The sequence below is a fragment of the Nocardioides jejuensis genome (assembly GCF_004337475.1).
Lineage (GTDB): Bacteria > Actinomycetota > Actinomycetes > Propionibacteriales > Nocardioidaceae > Nocardioides > Nocardioides jejuensis.
In genome coordinates, this window is the sequence record NZ_SJZJ01000020.1 from 39,304 (window position 1) to 55,570 (window position 16,267).

Sequence of the window (16,267 nt, forward strand, 5' to 3'; positions counted from 1 at the left end):
AAGAGATCCCGTGACGAACTCCCAGGCTGGGACCCCCAACGCGTACGCCGAGGCCGGCGTCGACATCGTCGCGGCCGACCTTGCCGTCGAGCTCATGAAGGAGTCGGTGGCCAAGTCGCGCCGTCCCGAGGTCATGGGTGGTCTGGGCGGCTTCGCGGGTCTCTTCGACGCCTCCGCGCTGAAGAAGTACGAGCGCCCGCTGCTCGCGACCTCCACCGACGGCGTCGGCACCAAGGTCGACATCGCGCGGAAGATGGACAAGCACGACACGATCGGCTTCGACCTCGTCGGCATGGTCGTCGACGACCTCGTCGTCTGTGGCGCCGAGCCGCTCTTCATGACCGACTACATCGCCACCGGCAAGGTCGTCCCCGAGCGGATCGCGGCGATCGTCAAGGGCATCGCCGAGGCGTGCACCGAGGCCGGCTGTGCGCTGGTCGGCGGCGAGACCGCTGAGCACCCGGGCCTCCTCGCCCCCGACGAGTACGACGTGGCCGGCGCGACGACCGGCGTCGTCGACGCGCACCGCCTGCTCGGCGCGGACAAGGTCGTGGCTGGCGACATCGTCATCGCGATGAAGGCCTCCGGCCTCCACTCCAACGGCTACTCGCTGGCCCGCCACGTCTTCTTCACCAAGCTCGGCTGGGAGCTCGACCGTCAGGTCGACGAGCTCGGCTCGACGCTGGGCGAGGAGCTGCTCATCCCGACGAAGATCTACGCGAAGGCGTGCCTCGCGCTCGCCGACGCGACGGGCACGCACGCGATGGCTCACATCACCGGTGGTGGCCTCGCCAACAACCTGGCCCGCGTCATGCCGAAGCACCTCTCGGCGACGCTGGACCGTGCGTCCTGGACGCCGCAGCCGATCTTCGATGTCGTCCGCACCGCCGGCGGCGTCGACCAGGCCAGCCTCGAGGCGACCCTCAACTGCGGCGTCGGCATGGTCTCCCTGACCCCTGCTGGCGACGTCGACACCGCCATCGCCACGCTCGCCGCGCACGGCGTCGAGGCGTGGGTCGCGGGCGAGGTCGTGGCCGGCGACGGCAGCGTGACGCTGACGGGTCAGCACCCCGGCTGGTGATGGCCCCGGGACCTCCGGAAGCGCCGTCAGGGTGCTTCCTGGGGCGTCTGCCACTCGGCGTACCGGTCGTGTGGGGTTGTCCACGTCCAAATAGGACGCCCTGGTTCGCGGGAACGACCGGGGACCCGGTAGCGTTGCTCCCACGAGACATTGAACCCAGACCGGGTGCGCTGGCGTCAGCCGGGCCCGGCAGATGCGCGAGGGGGTCGGCTCCTATGGGACGCGGCCGTGCCAAGGCAAAGCAGACGAAGGTCGCACGCGACCTGAAGTACCGCACTCACGAGACGGACTTCGGGGCGCTCGCCAACGAGCTGCACACGCAAACGCCTACTCACAGTCAGACCGACTCGTCCTCGGAGGACGAGTACGGCGACTGGTCGGAGTACTCCGACTCACGCGACTGACGCCTCCGGCGTCGTCCTGACCGTCCTGCGGTCAGCGTCTTCAGCATGCCCGGGCGGCGGGTGACCTCGGTCACCCGCGCCGGTCGCAAATGGCAACTTCCGCGACCCATGTGGCAGTCTGGATGTGTTGCGGGGGTCGGTTGCCTGCGGGTGACCGGTGCGACAACGGGTGGGACTCGGGTTCCGCTCGACGTGAACCAACTCGGGAAGGTGTGCACCCCATGACTGCGACTTCTGTCGACAATGATCCGCTGCTGACGCCGGCGGAGGTGGCCTCGCTCTTCCGCGTTGACCCCAAGACCGTCACGCGCTGGGCCCAGGCCGGCAAGATCGGCTCCATCCGTACGCTCGGCGGCCACCGGCGCTTCCGTCAGTCGGAGGTCCGTGCGCTGCTCGACGCGGCGACCGACGACGACTGAGCCGACGTCAGCACCACGACGTCGCCATGCGTCCCGTAACCGGGTAGTCGGCCGCCGTACGGCGTTCCGTCGAAGGTGATCATCGACCACGCATCGCTGTGGTGGACGACGCTGGGCCACGGGATGTTGCTCCCGTACGCCGCATCCAGCGCGCCCACCTCGCGCAGGTCCAGGTCGTACGCCGGATAGCGCTCGCGCTTCCCGGCCGGGTTGTCGAGGCCGTCGCTCGCGAGCAGGCGCCAGCCGTCCTCGGTCTCCACGATCACGCAACCCTCCGTGGCGGTGCGGTCCTCGACCGTCCCGACGAGCTCCCAGGGGCCCGTCGGGGAGGCTGCTCGCGCCAGGGCCGGCCGGAAGTCGAAGAAGCTCCGTGCGGCCACCCAGGCGAGGTGCCACTGCCCGTCGACACGGGTCAGGTGGGGATCCCAGGCGCCGACGTGCGGGCCGGGAGGCGTGGGCAGGTCGATCTCGGTGGAGGCGAGGACGTGCTCGCCGGTCAGCAGATCGGTGGTCGTCGCCGTGTGCGTGATCGCCATCCGGGTGCGGTCGAAGTCGCCCCAGGTGCTGGCCAGGACGTGCCAGTGTCCGTCGTCGCGCAGGAGGTGCACGGCGTGGTCGCCCTGCACGAGTCCGTTGCGCGTCCACCAGAGAAGTGACTCGGGGCGCAGGTCGTCCGTGCCCGGCAGCCAGGACCAGACCCCGGTCTGCGCCGCCTCGGCGAACCCCGGGCCGGCCTGGGTCGCGGTCAACCAGTGCCGCCCTTCGCGCACGTACGCCGACCCGTCGGCGTTCGTGATCAGGTGGAGGTCGCGCAGCCCGATCTGGCCGAAGGTTCCGGCTCGCCAGGACATGGCGCCGCGTGGCTCCGGCACCTCGAGGTCGGCCAGGAACGCGGGATCGCGGACCTCGACGAGCTCCGTGGCGTCGACCTTGCACCGCGCGCGCCAGGGGCCGTCGGCGGTGTCGCGGCTCCACGCGGTCAGCCAGCGCCCGGTCAGGGTCAGCGCCAGCGCCTGGGGAGTGGTCTTGAGGCGTCCGTGGCGCCGGGCGTAGAAGCCGGAGGTCTCGCCGGGGACCTCGACGTACAGCTTCAGGCGTCGACGGTCGGTGTCGTAGCGGAGCGACAGTGCGTGCCTGCCTGACACGAGCGCCACGTGGACGTGTGCCGCGGCCGGATCGGGCGTTGCCTCGACCCCGACGAACGGTGCCTGGAACCCGGTGCGCCGTTCGTGCTGGACCAGCTGCACGGGTCGGAACCTGTGCGCCAGAGCCAGCGGCGGGATCATGCCGTGAGGTTAGCGGTCCCGCTCAGCGCAGGCCGCGCACGTAGCCGGCCGCGGTGCGGACGTTCGCGAGCCGCTTCTCCCACGTGAGGCCCACGAAGGTGAGGGCGACGCCGGCGAGGCCGATGAGCGCCCACTGCGGCAGCACCTGGGCGATCGTCATCTGCCGCAGCACGAGCAGGGTCAGCGCGGAGCCGCCCGCCAGGAGGGGAGCCGCCCAGCGGCGCTGGACGCCAACCGCGACGAGGGCGATGGCGCCTGCGCCCAGCAGCACGGCGCGCAGCGCGACGGGCTCGGCGAGCACCTGCAGCAGGCTGGGCACCAGCGCCAGCCCGAGCCCGGCTCCCTGCGTCTGCAGGGTCGACCGGTCGCCGCGGAGAAGTGCCACCGTGCCCACGACCAGCAGGACGACCGCCAGCGGCAGGGTGTACGCCTCGACGGTGCCCACGCCGAGCTGGTCCAGGCGGAGCCACGTGGCCAGCGTGAGCAGGGTCAGGCCGACCCAGCCGAAGCGGCGCCGGTCGGCGTGGAGCAGTGCGGACACCGTGAAGGCAACGCCGCCGAGCGTCAGGTAGACCGCCGTCCAGGCCTGCGGATCGGCCAGCGGTGCGACCGCGGCGAGGGCAGCCCAGCCGCCGACGACACCAGCAGGGACCTCGCGCACGGGGTCGGCCCGCCACGCCAGGAGAGCGCCCAGTGCGGCCACCGCCGGAACGCCGATCCACGCGCCAGACAGGCCGACGAGGTCAGTTGCGGACCAGAGCAGGGCACCAGCGGCGACGGGCGTTGCAGCGCGGGCGACGACGTCGGCGGGTGCCGTGCGGCGTACCTCGTGGAGGACGGTGACGGCGAGGCCCAGGGAGAGCACCACGACGGCCGTGGCGGTGTCGGGCCAGGCCGCCAGCCCGGCGGCGCCGAGGAGCGCCATGCCGGCGAGCGAGCCCTCCGGCCGACGGAGTACGCCGACGAGCGTCGCGACCAGTCCGGTGGCCGCCAGTTGCCCGGCGACGATGCGGAGGTCGCCCGGCTCGAAAGCAGCCGAGACGGTGATCGCGACGAGTGCGACACCGAGCCCCGAGACCTCCGGTGCCGCGCCGGGGCGGCTGAGCGCTAGCACGGCGACGGCCGCGATGACGGGCGCGGCGCGCCAGGTTCCGTCGAGCCCGGAGGCCGAGGCGATCGCCCAGGTGGTGGCACCGAGCGCGACCGGCAGTGCCCATCCCGAGACCTCCCGGAGCCAGCCGGGTGCTCGCTCGGTCGATGCCGCGGCGAAGGCAGCCGTCAGCAGTGCGAGGACCGCGATCGTCAACCCGTCATCGGCCAGCGCCGTGCCCAGGGCGAGGATGCCGAGGGGCGGGACCGCGATCCAGGCGACGTTCTCCCGCCGGGCCAGGGCCCAGGAGGCGAGGCCGCCGGCGGCGACGACGAACGTGGCAACCGCCGTGTAGCGCGGGACGCCGAAGATCACGGGGGAGAGCGAACCGGCCGCGACCAGGACCGTGATCGCCGGTGCGAGCAGCCTGCGCGGGGGCACGAGGCTCGACCCGCGGGCGAGGCTGATCAGGGCGGCGAGGGCCGCAGCCGTGGTGAGCGGCAGCAGCGCCGACCAGACCCCGTCGACGGACCACGGCATGACGTAGCCCGTTGCGTCGTCGGTCCACAGGCCGTGGTCCAGCAGGTCAGAGTCGACCACCGTGGACAGAGCTGCCATGCAGGCGAGCAGGGCGGTGGCCGCTCCGGCGAGGGTGAGCGGGGCCGCCGTGACGATCCGCCAGGGGTGCGGCAGGAGCCACGCGGCGACGGTGTGGGTGGCCACGACCGCAACGAGAGTCAGCGTCACCGGGGCGAGGGCCTCGTCGAGCCCGGGCATGCATGCGGCCACGGTCAGCAGCAGGACCGCGGCCGAGGCAGCCCCGGTGCGGATGGCGGCCGGCACGCGGCGTACGGCGAGGGGTGCGGCGGCGAGGACGGCAGCAGCGACGAGGGGCCAGGCGTGGCCCTCCGCCCAGAGGCCGGACCACGAGGCGTGCAGGGCCGCACGGGTGATCCCTGCGGCGACCAGTCCGATCCAGGCCATGCCTGCGACGGCGGCGATGCCGATCGCGGGGGCGGCCAGGCGCAGGGACCGGAGACCCAGTGCGAGGGCGGCGCCGGTCACGCTCGCCACGAGCGACCAGCGCGCGGGGGTGGCCCAGTCGAATCCGGCCGTGGCCAGCAGTGCAGCCGTCGTGCCGAGGAAGACGACGACCTCTGCGCTGACCAGCCGTGGTTCCTTCGTACGCCGCGTGGCAACGGCCGCCGCGGTGCCGGCGCCGGCCACGAGGGCGCCGGCCAGGACGGCGAACCCGGTCGAGCCGAGGTCACCGAACCAGCCCGAGCTGTGCGCCCCGGTGAGGTCGAGCAGGAAGAGCCCGAGGGCCACGGTCGTCAGAGATTCGGCTCCGGCCCGCAGTCCGCTCCGTGCGCTCCAGGCCGCCAGACCACCGGCGGCGGCCGTGAAGCCGACCAGGACGGCCGTGCGCCCGCCGACGCCGAGGGCGCTCCACGCCACGGCCAGGAAGACCAGGGCGGCGACCACGAGGCAGAGGGCGCCCAGGCCGAGCAGGATCTTCGGCACCGTCAGGCCGGACATCACCGGGCGGACCGCTGCGGGGCGGTCGATCGGGAGCGGAGCCCGCATCCGGAGGTCCGCCGCACGCTGCTGCATCGCCGGGCCCGGGGGCACCGGCGGCGCCGCGCCAGCCGGCACCGTCACGGCGGGCACCCCGGCAGCCACCAGCGGGCGGTCGGACAGCTGGCCGACGAGACGGTCGACGGTCTGCAGCGCGACGAACACGTCGTACGCGCGAGAGTCGTCGAGGGCGGCGCGACACTGGTCGCACCCGTCGGCGGCGACGGGAAGCGCTGCGCGGCAGCGCGGGCACACGGTGCGGTCGGCGTACAGGAACATGCGCCCATCGTGCAGCCCCGTGGGCGGCCGCGGCGTGCGTCGACCTACTCAGAAATGGCGACAGCCGCAGGTCCGAAGACCTGCGGCTGTGCTGGTGGCCAGGGGCGGGGTCGAACCGCCGACCTACCGATTTTCAGTCGGTCGCTCGTACCAACTGAGCTACCTGGCCGGGCCGTCGAGAACCATACAGCAGGAGGGGCTCAGCCATGAAAACGGCCATTTGGGCGTCCCTCGCGGCTGGCCCTATGCTGAGCGGGCTCGAGCGCCTGCGCCCGAGTGGGCCCCCTTCGTCTAGCGGCCCAGGACCCCGCCCTTTCACGGCGGTAGCGCCGGTTCGAATCCGGTAGGGGGTGCGACGAGGAGAGAGAATCTCCGCGAAGCAGAGGGTCCGGCGCAGGCCGGACCCTCGTCTGTTTCGTGGAGATTCTCTCGACGAGGAGTGCCCCAGCAGCGAGCGAAGCGAGCTGCCGGGGGTGCGGTTCGTCCTCGTCAGAGGACCTCGATTGTGAGGTCCGGCGGGAGATGGGCTAAGGTTCCACTCGCTTCACCACGAAGCAATGGCCCCGTAGCGCAGTTGGTTAGCGCGCCGCCCTGTCACGGCGGAGGCCGCGGGTTCGAGTCCCGTCGGGGTCGCCGATCATCAGCCCGGATCTCTCAGAGATCCGGGCTGATGTCATTTGGTGGCCGAGGCGCGACTGGACAACCATCCGGACGCACTCTGCTCACGTCATGACATCCGCATGGCGCGCTGGTGTGGTTGCACAGTGGGCTCGAGCAGCTCGATGGGCGACCGGCGGTTTGGTTGGATGACCGTGTGCCGGTCGAGATGAGCAACGAAGCCTTCGATGCCCTCGTCGACGAAGCCCTCGACGGCATTCCCGACGAGCTGGCGGCGCTGGTGCGCAACGTCGCGGTCCTCGTGGAGGACGAGGCGCCCGCTGACGATCCCGACCTGCTCGGTCTGTACGACGGCGTCGCGCTCACCGACCGCAGCCTCCAGGACGGGTTCGAGCTGCCGGACCGGATCCTGCTCTTCCGCGCCAATCTGCTCGACATGTGCGACTCGCAGGAGGAGGTGGCCGACGAGGTGCGGATCACCGTGGTGCACGAGATCGCCCACCACTTCGGCATCGACGACGAGCGGCTGCACGCGCTCGGCTGGGGCTGACCCCAAGCGCGTGTCTGGCAAACCTGCGCCTGCTACGCGTCGCCCGGCACGTGCCCTGGCTGCGTTGTCGTCAGTCGCCGTGGCTCCGCCACGGCTCCCTCCTCCGCCTTGCCAGCCCACGCACCGGCCGCCGCTCGCGACGGCGACGGTTTGTCAGACACGCCCTAGGCGAGGACGAAGCCGGCCTGGGCAGCTCCCAGGGCCAGCAGCACCGTGCCGAGGGCGTACGCCGTGCCCGTGACGCGCCCCAGCTCGACCGACTTGACCGTGAGCGCCGAGTACGTCGTCAGGGCGCCGCAGAAGCCGGTGCCGAGCAGTGCCATCAGGTGACCGTCGAGCGTGAGACCGGCGAAGAGCCCGAGCAGGAAGGCGCCGACCACGTTGACCAGCAGGGTGCCGAGGGGGAACCGGCCGTCGAGGTAGTGACCGGCGGTGTAGCGCAGCGGAGCGCCGACAGCCGCGCCCGCGACGACGAGGACTGCGTCCATCACTCGTTGCCCTCCTCGGCCTCGAACTCCGCCTGCGAGGCGGGGGAGGACCACACATGGGCCAGCCGTACGGCGAGCACGCAGGCGATCAGCGTCGCCGCCATGTAGCTGAACGCCAGGTCGCTCGAACCATGGGCGAGCAGCGCCCGGCTCTGGTTGGCGTACGTCGAGAGGGTGGTCCAGCCGCCGAGCAGGCCCGTGCCGAGGAGCACGGGCAGCACCGCGTGGCGGCGTACGACCGCGAAGGCGGGGAGCAGGGCCAGCAGGAAGCTGCCGGTGACGTTGATCGTCAGCGTGCCCCAGGGAAAGCCAGTGCCGGCGGGCCAGGTCGTGTCGACGCCCCAGCGGGCGAGGGCGCCGAGGGCGCCACCGACAGCGGCCGCCAGGAGGAAGAGCGGCTGCGGGGGCTTGGTCACTCCGCGGACTCGTCCCGCTCGAGGGCGAGCAGCTCGTCGCTCCACGGCAGCGGCGACTCGCCGTCGCCCTGGCGGACGAACTCGCCGAGGTACCACCTGCGGAAGGCGCGCTGCTCGGGCGAGGTGGCCAGGGAGAGCAGCCGCTCGGAACGGCAGAAGGTGTCGGCGAGCTCGAGCATGTCGATCATTCTGCTCGCGGTGTGCGGCAGCGTGGGCGGTACGACGAGCGTGGCGTCGATGGTCTTCGTCTCGGCCTCGCCCTCGAGTGCGGCGTCCAGCGCGTCGGCCCCGCCCGAGCGGCGCAGCTGGTCGTCGAAGCTGTGGAAGACCCGCGAGATGCTCGAGGCGATCGGGTAGCTGTCCCCGTGCGCGAGGGCCAGGAGGCGCAGCTCGCGGCGCAGCTCCTGGTGATGGACGTACGTCGCGGCGTACAGGTCGACGGGCAGGTCCTGGAAGCGGACCGGAAGCCCTTCGTGTACCTCGGCCGCCGTGGCGACGAACGGCTCGGCCTCGAAGATGTCGCCGGGCAGGGACGGCTCCTCCGCCATCGACGGCGCCGGCTCGAACCAGACGACCTTGCCCTGCCGTTCGATCTCCGCGCCCCAGGCCGTGGCTGCCATGGCGACGATCTCGAGGCCGCGGCCGATGGTGGTCAGGTGGTCGCCCTCGGCAACGCGCACGGGCGACGCCGGTGGCTGGAGCGAGCCGTCGAGGACCTCGACCCGCGGGTGCTCCCGGGTGCCACGCATCCGGAGCCGGACCGGCGCCCGTGCGTGCAGCAGGGCGTTGGCGACGAGCTCGGACACACCGAGCTCGGCGGTCTCCACGAGCTCCGCGCGTCCGAGGGTCCGCAGCGACTCGCCGACCCAGAGGCGCGCCTGCTTCACACACCCGGGACCGGGGTCCAGGTGGATTGCTGGCTGGCTCAGGGGCACGCGAACGACTCCGTCTGCGATGGGTTGCGTTACGTCCCTCACACTGGGACGCACTCCATGCTTGCACAAGCGACATCTCGGACGGTGGACGGCAAGGGGTGGGCCGCTGGACGAGCACCCGGTGGGAGGTGGCAGGCTAGGGCTCGCGCCCGCGGGGAGGGCGCCCACGGGAGGGTCTGCCCAGGAAAGGCCAGTACATGTCTGACACTGCCAAGCGCCACCACGTCGTGGTCATCGGCTCCGGCTTCGGCGGTCTGTTCGCGACGAAGGGGCTCAAGCGCTCCGACGTCGACGTGACGATGATCGCGAAGACCAACCACCACCTCTTCCAGCCGCTGCTCTACCAGGTGGCGACGGGCATCCTGGCGCCGGGCGAGATCGCGCCCGCGACCCGCGACGTGCTCTCGGGCCAGAAGAACGCGCGCGTCGTTCTCGGCGAAGTCACCGACATCGACCTCGTCAACAAGACGATCACGTCGAAGATCCAGCGCCGCGAGACGGTCACGTCGTACGACTCCCTGGTCGTCGCGGCTGGCGCGGGTCAGTCGTACTTCGGCAACGACCACTTCGCCGAGTTCGCGCCCGGCATGAAGTCGATCGACGACGCCCTCGAGCTGCGCGGCCGCATCTTCGGTGCCTTCGAGCTGGCGGAGCTCGCGGAGACCGAGGAGGAGCGCGTACGCCGGATGACGTTCGTCGTCGTCGGCGCGGGCCCGACCGGTGTCGAGATGGCCGGCCAGATCGCCGAGCTCGCCCACCGGACGCTCCGCAAGGACTTCCGCAGCATCGACACGAGCAAGGCGCGGGTCATCCTGCTCGACGCGGCGCCGCAGGTCCTGCCGCCGTTCGGCAAGAAGCTCGGCGAGGTCACCAAGAAGTCGCTGGAGAAGCGCGGCGTCGAGGTCATCCTCGGTGGTCTCGTCTCCGACCTCGACGAGCGCGGCCTGACCGTGCAGTTCAAGGACGCCGAGCCGATGCGCATCGAGTCCGGCTGCAAGGTGTGGGCCGCCGGTGTCCAGGCCAGCTCGCTCAGCACCACGCTCTCCGAGCAGACCGGTGCTGCACTCGACCGTGCCGGCCGCATCGCCGTCAACCCCGACCTCACGCTCCCGGGCTACCCCGAGGTCTTCGTCGTTGGCGACATGATCGCCCTCGACAACCTGCCGGGTGTCGCCCAGGTCGCGCTCCAGGGTGGCAAGTACGCCGCCAAGACGATCGACGGCCGCCTCGCCGGCAAGGCCCCGCTGAAGCCGTTCAAGTACTTCGACAAGGGCTCGATGGCCACGATCTCGCGCTTCAGCGCAGTCGTGAAGATCGGCAACTTCACCCTGAGCGGCATCATCGCCTGGTTCATGTGGCTCGCGGTGCACCTCGCCTACATGACCGGCTACCGCAACCGGGTCTACGCGCTCGGCCACTGGCTGGTCAGCTTCCTCGGCCACGGCCGCTCCGAGCGGGTCATCACCGAGACGCAGATCTTCGCCCGGCGTGCGATCAACCGCCTCGACGGCGGCACGGCGGCGGTGGCCTCGGCCCCCGCCGACTGGAACAAGGTCCGCGCCAAGCTCGAGGCCAAGGCCGAGCAGGAGTCGACCCTCACCGATTCGCGCAAGCGCGGAACGCACGAGTCGGCGGCCGGCTGACCGGCGTACCTCCTCAGCGACGAAGGGCCGCGGACACCGTGAGGTGTCCGCGGCCCTTCGCGTTGGTCGGCTGTCGTGCTGCCTGGCTACCTGTCAGAGGTCCGGGCGGAACTGGCGGAGCACCTCGGTGAACTGCTGCGGGTCGACCAGTCGGCCATCGATCTCGTACGGCGCCATGCTCGCGCGGTGGATGAGGACCTTCCACTTGCGGCTGCCGGGCGGGTTCGGCATCTCCAGCACGACGCGCGGGTTGGTCAGGTCGAACTTGTAGCGCGACTGGTCCTCGACGACCTCGAGGATGCCGTCGTCGATGCGCACGTGCGACTGGCCCTTGCCGGACCGGAACGCGAAGAAGATCAGCGCCAGCGAGAGCGCAGCGGCGACACCGATGGTCACCTTCGACGGGTCCTGGTACGCGATGTAGCAGCCGGTGAGCGCCAGCGCGAAGAGCGTGAGCTGCAGCATGCCGTTGACCAGCGGCGACGGACCGCGACGGCCGAAGTCCACCGCACCGCCCGGTGCCTGGACCCTGGCGGCCGGAGCAGTCGCGGGTGCTGCCGCCGGGACCTCGGCGTGGACCTCCGCGGGCACGGCCGGGATCGTCGCGGTGGACTCGGCCGGCGTCTCGGCGAACGCCGCGGCCGGTGCCTCGGGCACCGGAGCCCCGGGGGCTTCGTAGGTCACGGGGGTCGGCGGAGCAAAGACTGCCGGGGCCGCCACTGGCGGCGCGAACGCTGCGGGCGCCGCCGGAACGGGCGGAAGGTCGCCGGTCGGTCGGTCGTCGCGGTGCCGGGCGCTCCCGGCGAACGCCGTCACCTCGCCCGTGTCGGCCGGGATCGGCAGCGCGCGGGATCCGGTGCGCTCCGCGGGCGTCTCGGCCTGGGCCGCATCGAACCGCTCGGCCTCCTCAGCCTCGGCGATGCGCTGTGCCTCCGCAGCCGCTGCCTGTTCCGCTGCGACCCGCTGGGCTTCGGCCTGCTCGGCGGCGAGGCGCTCGGCCTCGATGCGCTGGGCTTCGGCCTGCTCGGCGGCGAGGCGCTCGGTCTCGGCCTGCTCGGCGGCGAGGCGCTCGGCCTCCGCCTGCTCGGCGGCCGCTCGCTGGCCCTCGGCACGCTCGGCGGCGAGGCGCTCGGCCTCGGCGCGCGCGGTCTCGGCTGCTGCGAGGCGCTCGGCGTCGTCCTTCGCTGCCTGCTGTGCGGCCAGGCGCGCGGCCTCGCGGCGATCGGCCTCGGCACGATCGGCGGCCAGGACATCGGCCTCCGTGCGTGCGGCGGCCATGCGAGCCTCGAACTCGGAGCGTGCCTTCTCCTGCGTCGCGCGCAGCGTCTGGGCGGCCTCCTCAGCGAGGGCGGCCTCCTCGGCGGCGCGGCGCTCGGCTTCCAGGCGGACGGTCGCGAAGTGGGCGGCCTCGCTCGCGCGCTGGCGGGCTGCCTTCTCCTCGATGAGTCGCTGGGCCGCGAGCTCCTCGACCTCGGCCGAACGACGCTCTGCCTCGGTCGCCCGCGCCTGCGCGGCCTGCTCGGCCTCGATCCGGGCCCGGGCCACGCGCTCGGCCTCGGCGGCACGCTCGTGGGCAGCCCGCTCTGCCTCGGCACGCTCGACGGCGAGGCGCTGCGCCTCGGTCGCCTGCTCGTGGGCAGCCCGCTCGGCTTCGACCCGCGCAGCGGCGAGGCGCTGGACCTCGGCGACATGCGCCTGAGCCGCCTGCTCGGCGCTGATGCGGTCGGCCTCGGCCTGCTGGGCGGCACGAGCGTGCTCGGCCGCGATCCGCTGCTGGAACTCGAGCTGCGACTGCTCCTCGACGGCCCGGTTCGACTGCGCAGCCTCCTGCGCCAGATTGGCCTCCTGAGCAGCGCGCTGCTCAGCCTCGAGACGCATGGTGGCGAAGTGGGCGGCCTCGTCGGCGCGCTGGCGGGCGGCGTTCTCCGCGGCAACACGCTCGGTGGCGAGGCGCTCGGCCTCGGCGGCGCGAGCCTGCGCCTGGCGCTCGAGCTCGATGCGGGCCTGGGCAGCGCGGGCAGCCTCGTCGGCCTGCGTCTGGGCAACCCGCTCCGCCTCGATCCGCGCGGCCGCGAGGCGCGCAGCCTCCTGCGCCTGCTCGGCGGCGGCGCGCTCGGACTCGATGCGGGTCTGCGCGATGCGCTCCGCCTCGGCAGCCTGCTCGGCTGCGCGGCGTTCGGCTTCGACGCGCTGGGCGGCAAGCTGGTGGGCCTCGGCCGCGAGGGCAGCGGCGGCCTGCTCGGCTGCAGCGCGCTGAGCCGCGGCGACGCGCTCGGTCTCGCTGTGCTCGGCGGCGAGGCGCAGGGACTCCGCGTGGGCAGCCTCGTCGGCGGCGAGCGAACGGGCCTGCTCGTGCCGGGCCCGCTCGACCTCCTCGGCACGCGCGACGCGGTCGCGCTCGGTCTGCTGGGCCTCGGCAAGCCGGGCGTTCTCGGCAGCGATCCGCTCCTGGAGCTCGGTGCGGGCCTGCTCCTCCGCGGCGCGACGTGCCTGGGCGGCGACCTCGGCGAGCGCGGCTTCCTCGGCGGCGCGGCGTTCGGCCTCGAGGCGCACGTTGGCGAAGTGGGCGGCCTCGCTGGCCCGCTGCCGCGCGGCCTTCTCCTCCGCCAGACGCTCGGCGGCGAGGCGCTCGGCCTCGGCGGCCTGGACCTGAGCGGTCTTCTCGGCTTCGATCCGGGCCCCGGCGAGTCGCTCCGCCTCGGCGGCCTGCTCGACGGCGCGGCGTTCGGCCTCGACGCGCTGGGCGGCGATCTGCTGGGCCTCGGCGGCGTGGGCAGCGGCGGCCTGCTCGGCTGCCGCGCGCTCCTCGGCGGCCTTCTTCTCGATAGCAGCCTGCTTGGCGGCAGCCTTCTCGGCAACGACGCGCCGTGCGGCGGCCTTCTCCGCGGCGCGGGCCTGGTTCTGGGCGGAGAGCTCGAGCGCCGTGCGCTCGGCAGCGGCCTGCTCAGCGATCTGGGCCTGCTCGTGGGCTGCCTGCTCGGCGAGGGCCCGCTCGTTGGCGGTCTTCTCGGCAACGGCGGCCTTGTCGGCAGCGCGACGCTCGGCGGCGGCACGCGCGGTGGCTTCCTCCTCGGCATGCCGGGCGCGCTCGGCGGCGGCCTGCTCGGCAGCCAGACGCTCGGACGCAGCGGCTTCGACGCGGGCTGCGCGCTCGGCAGCGGAACGCTCTGCCGCGGCGGCACTCTCCAGCGCGCGCTGCTCCTGCGCGAGGCGCTCGGCGGCGACGCGCTCCGCCTCGGCTGCGCGCTCGGCGGCAGCACGGTCGCGGTTGGCCTTCTCGGCGGCCGCCAGAGCCGCGGCCTCCTGCTCGGCAGCGGCGCGCTCGGCTGCGGCCGCGAGACCCTGCGTGGCACGGGCCACGGCGGCCTTGCGCATCGAGTCGACGTCGTCGCCACGGAAGTCGGGAACGACGGCGCGGGCCTCGGTCGGCGGGATGTACGGCGGGGTCGCCTCGGTGGGGACCGGTGCCGGCTTGGCAGCGGGACGCTTCGGCGTACGACGCGTACGACGCTTGTCGGTCGTCTCCGGTGCGTCGGTGCTCGCCTCGGCAGGGGCGCCGGCGGTCGGCGCCTGCTCCGCAGGCCGGTCGTGATGCGTCAGGCGGTCGAGCCAGGACGCACGGTCCTCGGTCGGCTGCGTGCCGGCGTCGGGGTCGTCGAGGCCGGAGCGTGCCTGGCCCAGGATGCGGTCGTCGCCCAGCGGAGCGTCGTCGGCCGACTCGTCGAGGTGCAGCGGCGCGGAGGGCAGGTCGGCGGGGAGCCACGGCTCCTCCGGCTGCTCCTCGGGCTCGGCCTCGTCGTCCGCTCCCGTGACGCCGCGAACACGGCGCCAGAGTGCGGTGCGCGGGTTGACCGGCATCTTCGGCGCGGCGTTCTCGCCGGTGTCCACGGCCTGCTGCGCCATGCGCAGGACGATGTCGTCAGGCGACTCGTCCACGTCGTGCGTGGGCTCAGTGCTCTCCGCCGACATGGCGTCTTCGTCCTCCCGAAACTGCGGTGTGGCCTTCCCGCCGTCGCGCGGCGTGCCCTTGCCGGGCGGTGTGGTCGGCCTCATACATGCCGAAACTACAGCGTCCGGCAGCGGTTACGCAGTACCGCCCGACAAATGGCAGTCAGCGTCCCGGCGTACCGGGGAGGTCGGCGACCAGGGCCTCGATCCGCACGCGGATCTCGTCGACGATGCCGGACCGTCGGGCGACCTCAGGAGGTGAGGGCGGCCGCGACTGCAACCGGTCGCAGGGCAGCCGGGCCGAGCGTCCGCATGACCAGGGCCGGCGAGAGCCGGGAGCTCGAGTGGGCTGCGAGGCGCAGTGCGCGCTTGCCCAGGGTCAGGGTCGCGGTCGGAGGGACGACGAGCATGTGGAGTCGACCGTGTCCTGCGGTGCGGATGATCAGCAGGTGCGTGTCTGCGCCGCCCGGAAACCTGCTGACCTCGACGCGTCGGTCGCGGGTGGCGATGTGGCTCGCGGGATCGTCGCTGTCTTCCCAGTCGGGTTGCGAACAGATGACGCCGACGATCCGGCCGGCGGCGCCGGGGAAGTGGTCGATCAGGTCGCGCAGCTCGACCTCGAGATCGCGGCTCTGTGGCCACCAGCCGCCATCGAGTCCGCCGAGGCCGGGTCGCTCGGCGAGGGAGATGCGGAGGGCGACGCGGTCGTCCACGGCATGAATGGCACGGACCACGACGGCCGCCCTTCGTGGCCACCCCGCCCTCCCGGCGGGAGCACCAGGGTCGGCCTGTTGCCCTCAGTGTAGGTCGGGTGGCATCGCGGCCGCCCGCGCTTTGGTAGGCCCTGTGGGACTCGAACCCACAACCCGCGGATTAAAAGTCCGATGCTCTGCCAATTGAGCTAAGGGCCCGTGCCACGAGCAGGCTCCGGCACGGGTCGGGAGTCTACGACCAACCCGTCGCCGTGACCGGTTCGTCCGGGCCGGTCTGGTTCGGTGAGGGCGTTACATCGGTGTTCCCCAGAGTTCACCGCATTCGGGGGTTCCATCAAGGCCGTTCGTTGCTAATGTTTCCAACGCAACAGGTGCAAGTTCCAGCAGGTGTGACGCCCGCGGAGTTTGTGATCCAACGGCGTGTCTTCCTCGGGGTCCCAGCATTTCGAGTCGGAGCGACGTGTCACCGCATGTGTTGTGGGGCCGTTGATCAGGGCGGCCTCTCGCCCCGATTACAGAAATGAGTAGAGCAATGGCTCAGGGCACCGTGAAGTGGTTCAACGCCGAGAAGGGCTTCGGCTTCATCGCGCAGGAGGACGGCGGCGACGACGTCTTCGTTCACTACTCCGCCATCCAGACCAACGGCTACAAGTCGCTGGACGAGAACCAGAAGGTCGAGTTCGACGTCACGCAGGGTCCGAAGGGCCCGCAGGCGGAGAACGTTCGCCCCGTCTGATTCCTTCAGTCTGAGGCACCTGTCCGAGACGCACCTGTCTCTGACGTCAGGAGTCCCGGACCCCAGCACGTGCTGGGGTCCGG

The 16,267-nt window shown here is 72.3% G+C and carries 13 protein-coding genes and 4 tRNA genes; 8 read left to right on the forward strand and 9 right to left on the reverse strand.

Annotated elements, in window-relative coordinates; genetic code table 11:
• Nucleotides 1–10: 10 nt before the first annotated feature.
• The 3 genes from purM to EPD65_RS12060 all read left to right on the forward strand — a co-directional run bounded on the left by purM (nt 11) and on the right by EPD65_RS12060 (nt 1,904).
• The gene (gene purM / locus EPD65_RS12050; protein WP_131584466.1) at nt 11–1,081 is read left to right on the forward strand and encodes a phosphoribosylformylglycinamidine cyclo-ligase; all 1,071 of its coding nucleotides are present in this window, start codon (nt 11–13) and stop codon (nt 1,079–1,081) included.
• Between the two features lie 215 nt (nt 1,082–1,296).
• Nucleotides 1,297–1,485 carry a DUF3073 domain-containing protein gene (locus EPD65_RS12055; protein ID WP_131584468.1) on the forward strand — a complete coding sequence of 63 codons (189 nt, stop codon included), beginning with the start codon at nt 1,297–1,299 and terminating at the stop codon, nt 1,483–1,485.
• A 221-nt stretch (nt 1,486–1,706) separates the two neighbouring features.
• Nucleotides 1,707–1,904 carry a BldC family transcriptional regulator gene (locus EPD65_RS12060; RefSeq protein WP_131584470.1) on the forward strand — a complete coding sequence of 66 codons (198 nt, stop codon included), beginning with the start codon at nt 1,707–1,709 and terminating at the stop codon, nt 1,902–1,904.
• Here the strand turns inward: EPD65_RS12060 and EPD65_RS12065 are convergent.
• The 3 genes from EPD65_RS12065 to EPD65_RS12075 form a co-directional block, all read right to left on the reverse strand.
• Nucleotides 1,856–3,190, reverse strand: a complete 1,335-nt coding sequence (locus EPD65_RS12065) for a glycoside hydrolase family protein (protein WP_131584472.1) — start codon at nt 3,188–3,190, stop codon at nt 1,856–1,858. The two genes, EPD65_RS12060 and EPD65_RS12065, sit on opposite strands and share 49 nt — an antisense overlap.
• Nucleotides 3,191–3,212: 22 nt before the next feature.
• Nucleotides 3,213–6,137, reverse strand: a complete 2,925-nt coding sequence (locus EPD65_RS12070) for an SCO7613 C-terminal domain-containing membrane protein (RefSeq protein ID WP_131584473.1) — start codon at nt 6,135–6,137, stop codon at nt 3,213–3,215.
• Nucleotides 6,138–6,229: 92 nt separating this feature from the next.
• Nucleotides 6,230–6,306: transfer RNA gene (locus EPD65_RS12075), tRNA-Phe, on the reverse strand.
• Between the two features lie 111 nt (nt 6,307–6,417).
• Here EPD65_RS12075 and EPD65_RS12080 point away from each other — a divergent pair.
• From EPD65_RS12080 to EPD65_RS12090, 3 genes are all read left to right on the forward strand, one after another.
• A tRNA-Glu gene (locus EPD65_RS12080) sits at nt 6,418–6,490 on the forward strand.
• A gap of 206 nt (nt 6,491–6,696) precedes the next feature.
• Nucleotides 6,697–6,770, forward strand: a tRNA-Asp gene (locus tag EPD65_RS12085).
• 193 nt (nt 6,771–6,963) lie between these two features.
• On the forward strand, nt 6,964–7,305 hold the full coding sequence (locus EPD65_RS12090) for a metallopeptidase family protein (protein WP_207891529.1): 342 nt from the start codon (nt 6,964–6,966) through the stop codon (nt 7,303–7,305).
• 164 nt (nt 7,306–7,469) lie between these two features.
• Here the strand turns inward: EPD65_RS12090 and EPD65_RS12095 are convergent, their stop codons facing one another.
• Genes EPD65_RS12095 through EPD65_RS12100 form a run of 3 tightly spaced genes read right to left on the reverse strand, consistent with a single transcriptional unit; the run spans nt 7,470 to nt 9,144 of the window.
• Nucleotides 7,470–7,793 carry a fluoride efflux transporter FluC gene (locus EPD65_RS12095; RefSeq protein ID WP_131584477.1) on the reverse strand — a complete coding sequence of 108 codons (324 nt, stop codon included), beginning with the start codon at nt 7,791–7,793 and terminating at the stop codon, nt 7,470–7,472.
• On the reverse strand, nt 7,793–8,209 hold the full coding sequence (locus EPD65_RS16320) for a fluoride efflux transporter FluC (protein WP_165872990.1): 417 nt from the start codon (nt 8,207–8,209) through the stop codon (nt 7,793–7,795). The genes EPD65_RS12095 and EPD65_RS16320 overlap by 1 nt, the downstream gene beginning before the upstream one ends.
• Nucleotides 8,206–9,144: an ATP-binding protein gene (locus EPD65_RS12100; RefSeq protein WP_165872991.1), complete on the reverse strand. Its 939-nt coding sequence runs from the start codon at nt 9,142–9,144 to the stop codon at nt 8,206–8,208. The genes EPD65_RS16320 and EPD65_RS12100 overlap by 4 nt, the downstream gene beginning before the upstream one ends.
• Nucleotides 9,145–9,341: 197 nt before the next feature.
• Here EPD65_RS12100 and EPD65_RS12105 point away from each other — a divergent pair, with 197 nt between their 5' ends.
• Nucleotides 9,342–10,787, forward strand: a complete 1,446-nt coding sequence (locus EPD65_RS12105; RefSeq protein ID WP_131584479.1) for an NAD(P)/FAD-dependent oxidoreductase — start codon at nt 9,342–9,344, stop codon at nt 10,785–10,787.
• 93 nt (nt 10,788–10,880) lie between these two features.
• On the opposite strand, the gene EPD65_RS12110 is transcribed toward EPD65_RS12105, so the two are convergent.
• The 3 genes from EPD65_RS12110 to EPD65_RS12120 form a co-directional block, all read right to left on the reverse strand.
• The gene (locus EPD65_RS12110; RefSeq protein ID WP_131584481.1) at nt 10,881–14,756 is read right to left on the reverse strand and encodes a coiled-coil domain-containing protein; all 3,876 of its coding nucleotides are present in this window, start codon (nt 14,754–14,756) and stop codon (nt 10,881–10,883) included.
• 230 nt (nt 14,757–14,986) lie between these two features.
• Nucleotides 14,987–15,448, reverse strand: a complete 462-nt coding sequence (locus EPD65_RS12115; RefSeq protein ID WP_131584483.1) for a DUF5994 family protein — start codon at nt 15,446–15,448, stop codon at nt 14,987–14,989.
• Between the two features lie 122 nt (nt 15,449–15,570).
• Nucleotides 15,571–15,646 (reverse strand) — tRNA-Lys (locus EPD65_RS12120).
• Nucleotides 15,647–15,980: 334 nt separating this feature from the next.
• Here EPD65_RS12120 and EPD65_RS12125 point away from each other — a divergent pair.
• Nucleotides 15,981–16,184 carry a cold-shock protein gene (locus EPD65_RS12125; RefSeq protein ID WP_107698594.1) on the forward strand — a complete coding sequence of 68 codons (204 nt, stop codon included), beginning with the start codon at nt 15,981–15,983 and terminating at the stop codon, nt 16,182–16,184.
• Nucleotides 16,185–16,267 lie beyond the last annotated feature (83 nt).

Bases quoted from the DNA above. Each gene is read 5' to 3' on its own strand.
- EPD65_RS12125 (WP_107698594.1), top strand. From the start codon at position 15,981: ATGGCTCAGGGCACCGTGAAGTGGTTCAACGCCGAGAAGGGCTTCGGC.
- EPD65_RS12065 (WP_131584472.1), bottom strand. From the start codon at position 3,190: ATGATCCCGCCGCTGGCTCTGGCGCACAGGTTCCGACCCGTGCAGCTG.
- EPD65_RS12110 (WP_131584481.1), bottom strand. From the start codon at position 14,756: ATGTCGGCGGAGAGCACTGAGCCCACGCACGACGTGGACGAGTCGCCT.
- EPD65_RS12090 (WP_207891529.1), top strand. From the start codon at position 6,964: ATGAGCAACGAAGCCTTCGATGCCCTCGTCGACGAAGCCCTCGACGGC.
- EPD65_RS12095 (WP_131584477.1), bottom strand. From the start codon at position 7,793: ATGGACGCAGTCCTCGTCGTCGCGGGCGCGGCTGTCGGCGCTCCGCTG.
- EPD65_RS12060 (WP_131584470.1), top strand. From the start codon at position 1,707: ATGACTGCGACTTCTGTCGACAATGATCCGCTGCTGACGCCGGCGGAG.
- EPD65_RS12070 (WP_131584473.1), bottom strand. From the start codon at position 6,137: ATGTTCCTGTACGCCGACCGCACCGTGTGCCCGCGCTGCCGCGCAGCG.
- EPD65_RS12105 (WP_131584479.1), top strand. From the start codon at position 9,342: ATGTCTGACACTGCCAAGCGCCACCACGTCGTGGTCATCGGCTCCGGC.
- EPD65_RS12055 (WP_131584468.1), top strand. From the start codon at position 1,297: ATGGGACGCGGCCGTGCCAAGGCAAAGCAGACGAAGGTCGCACGCGAC.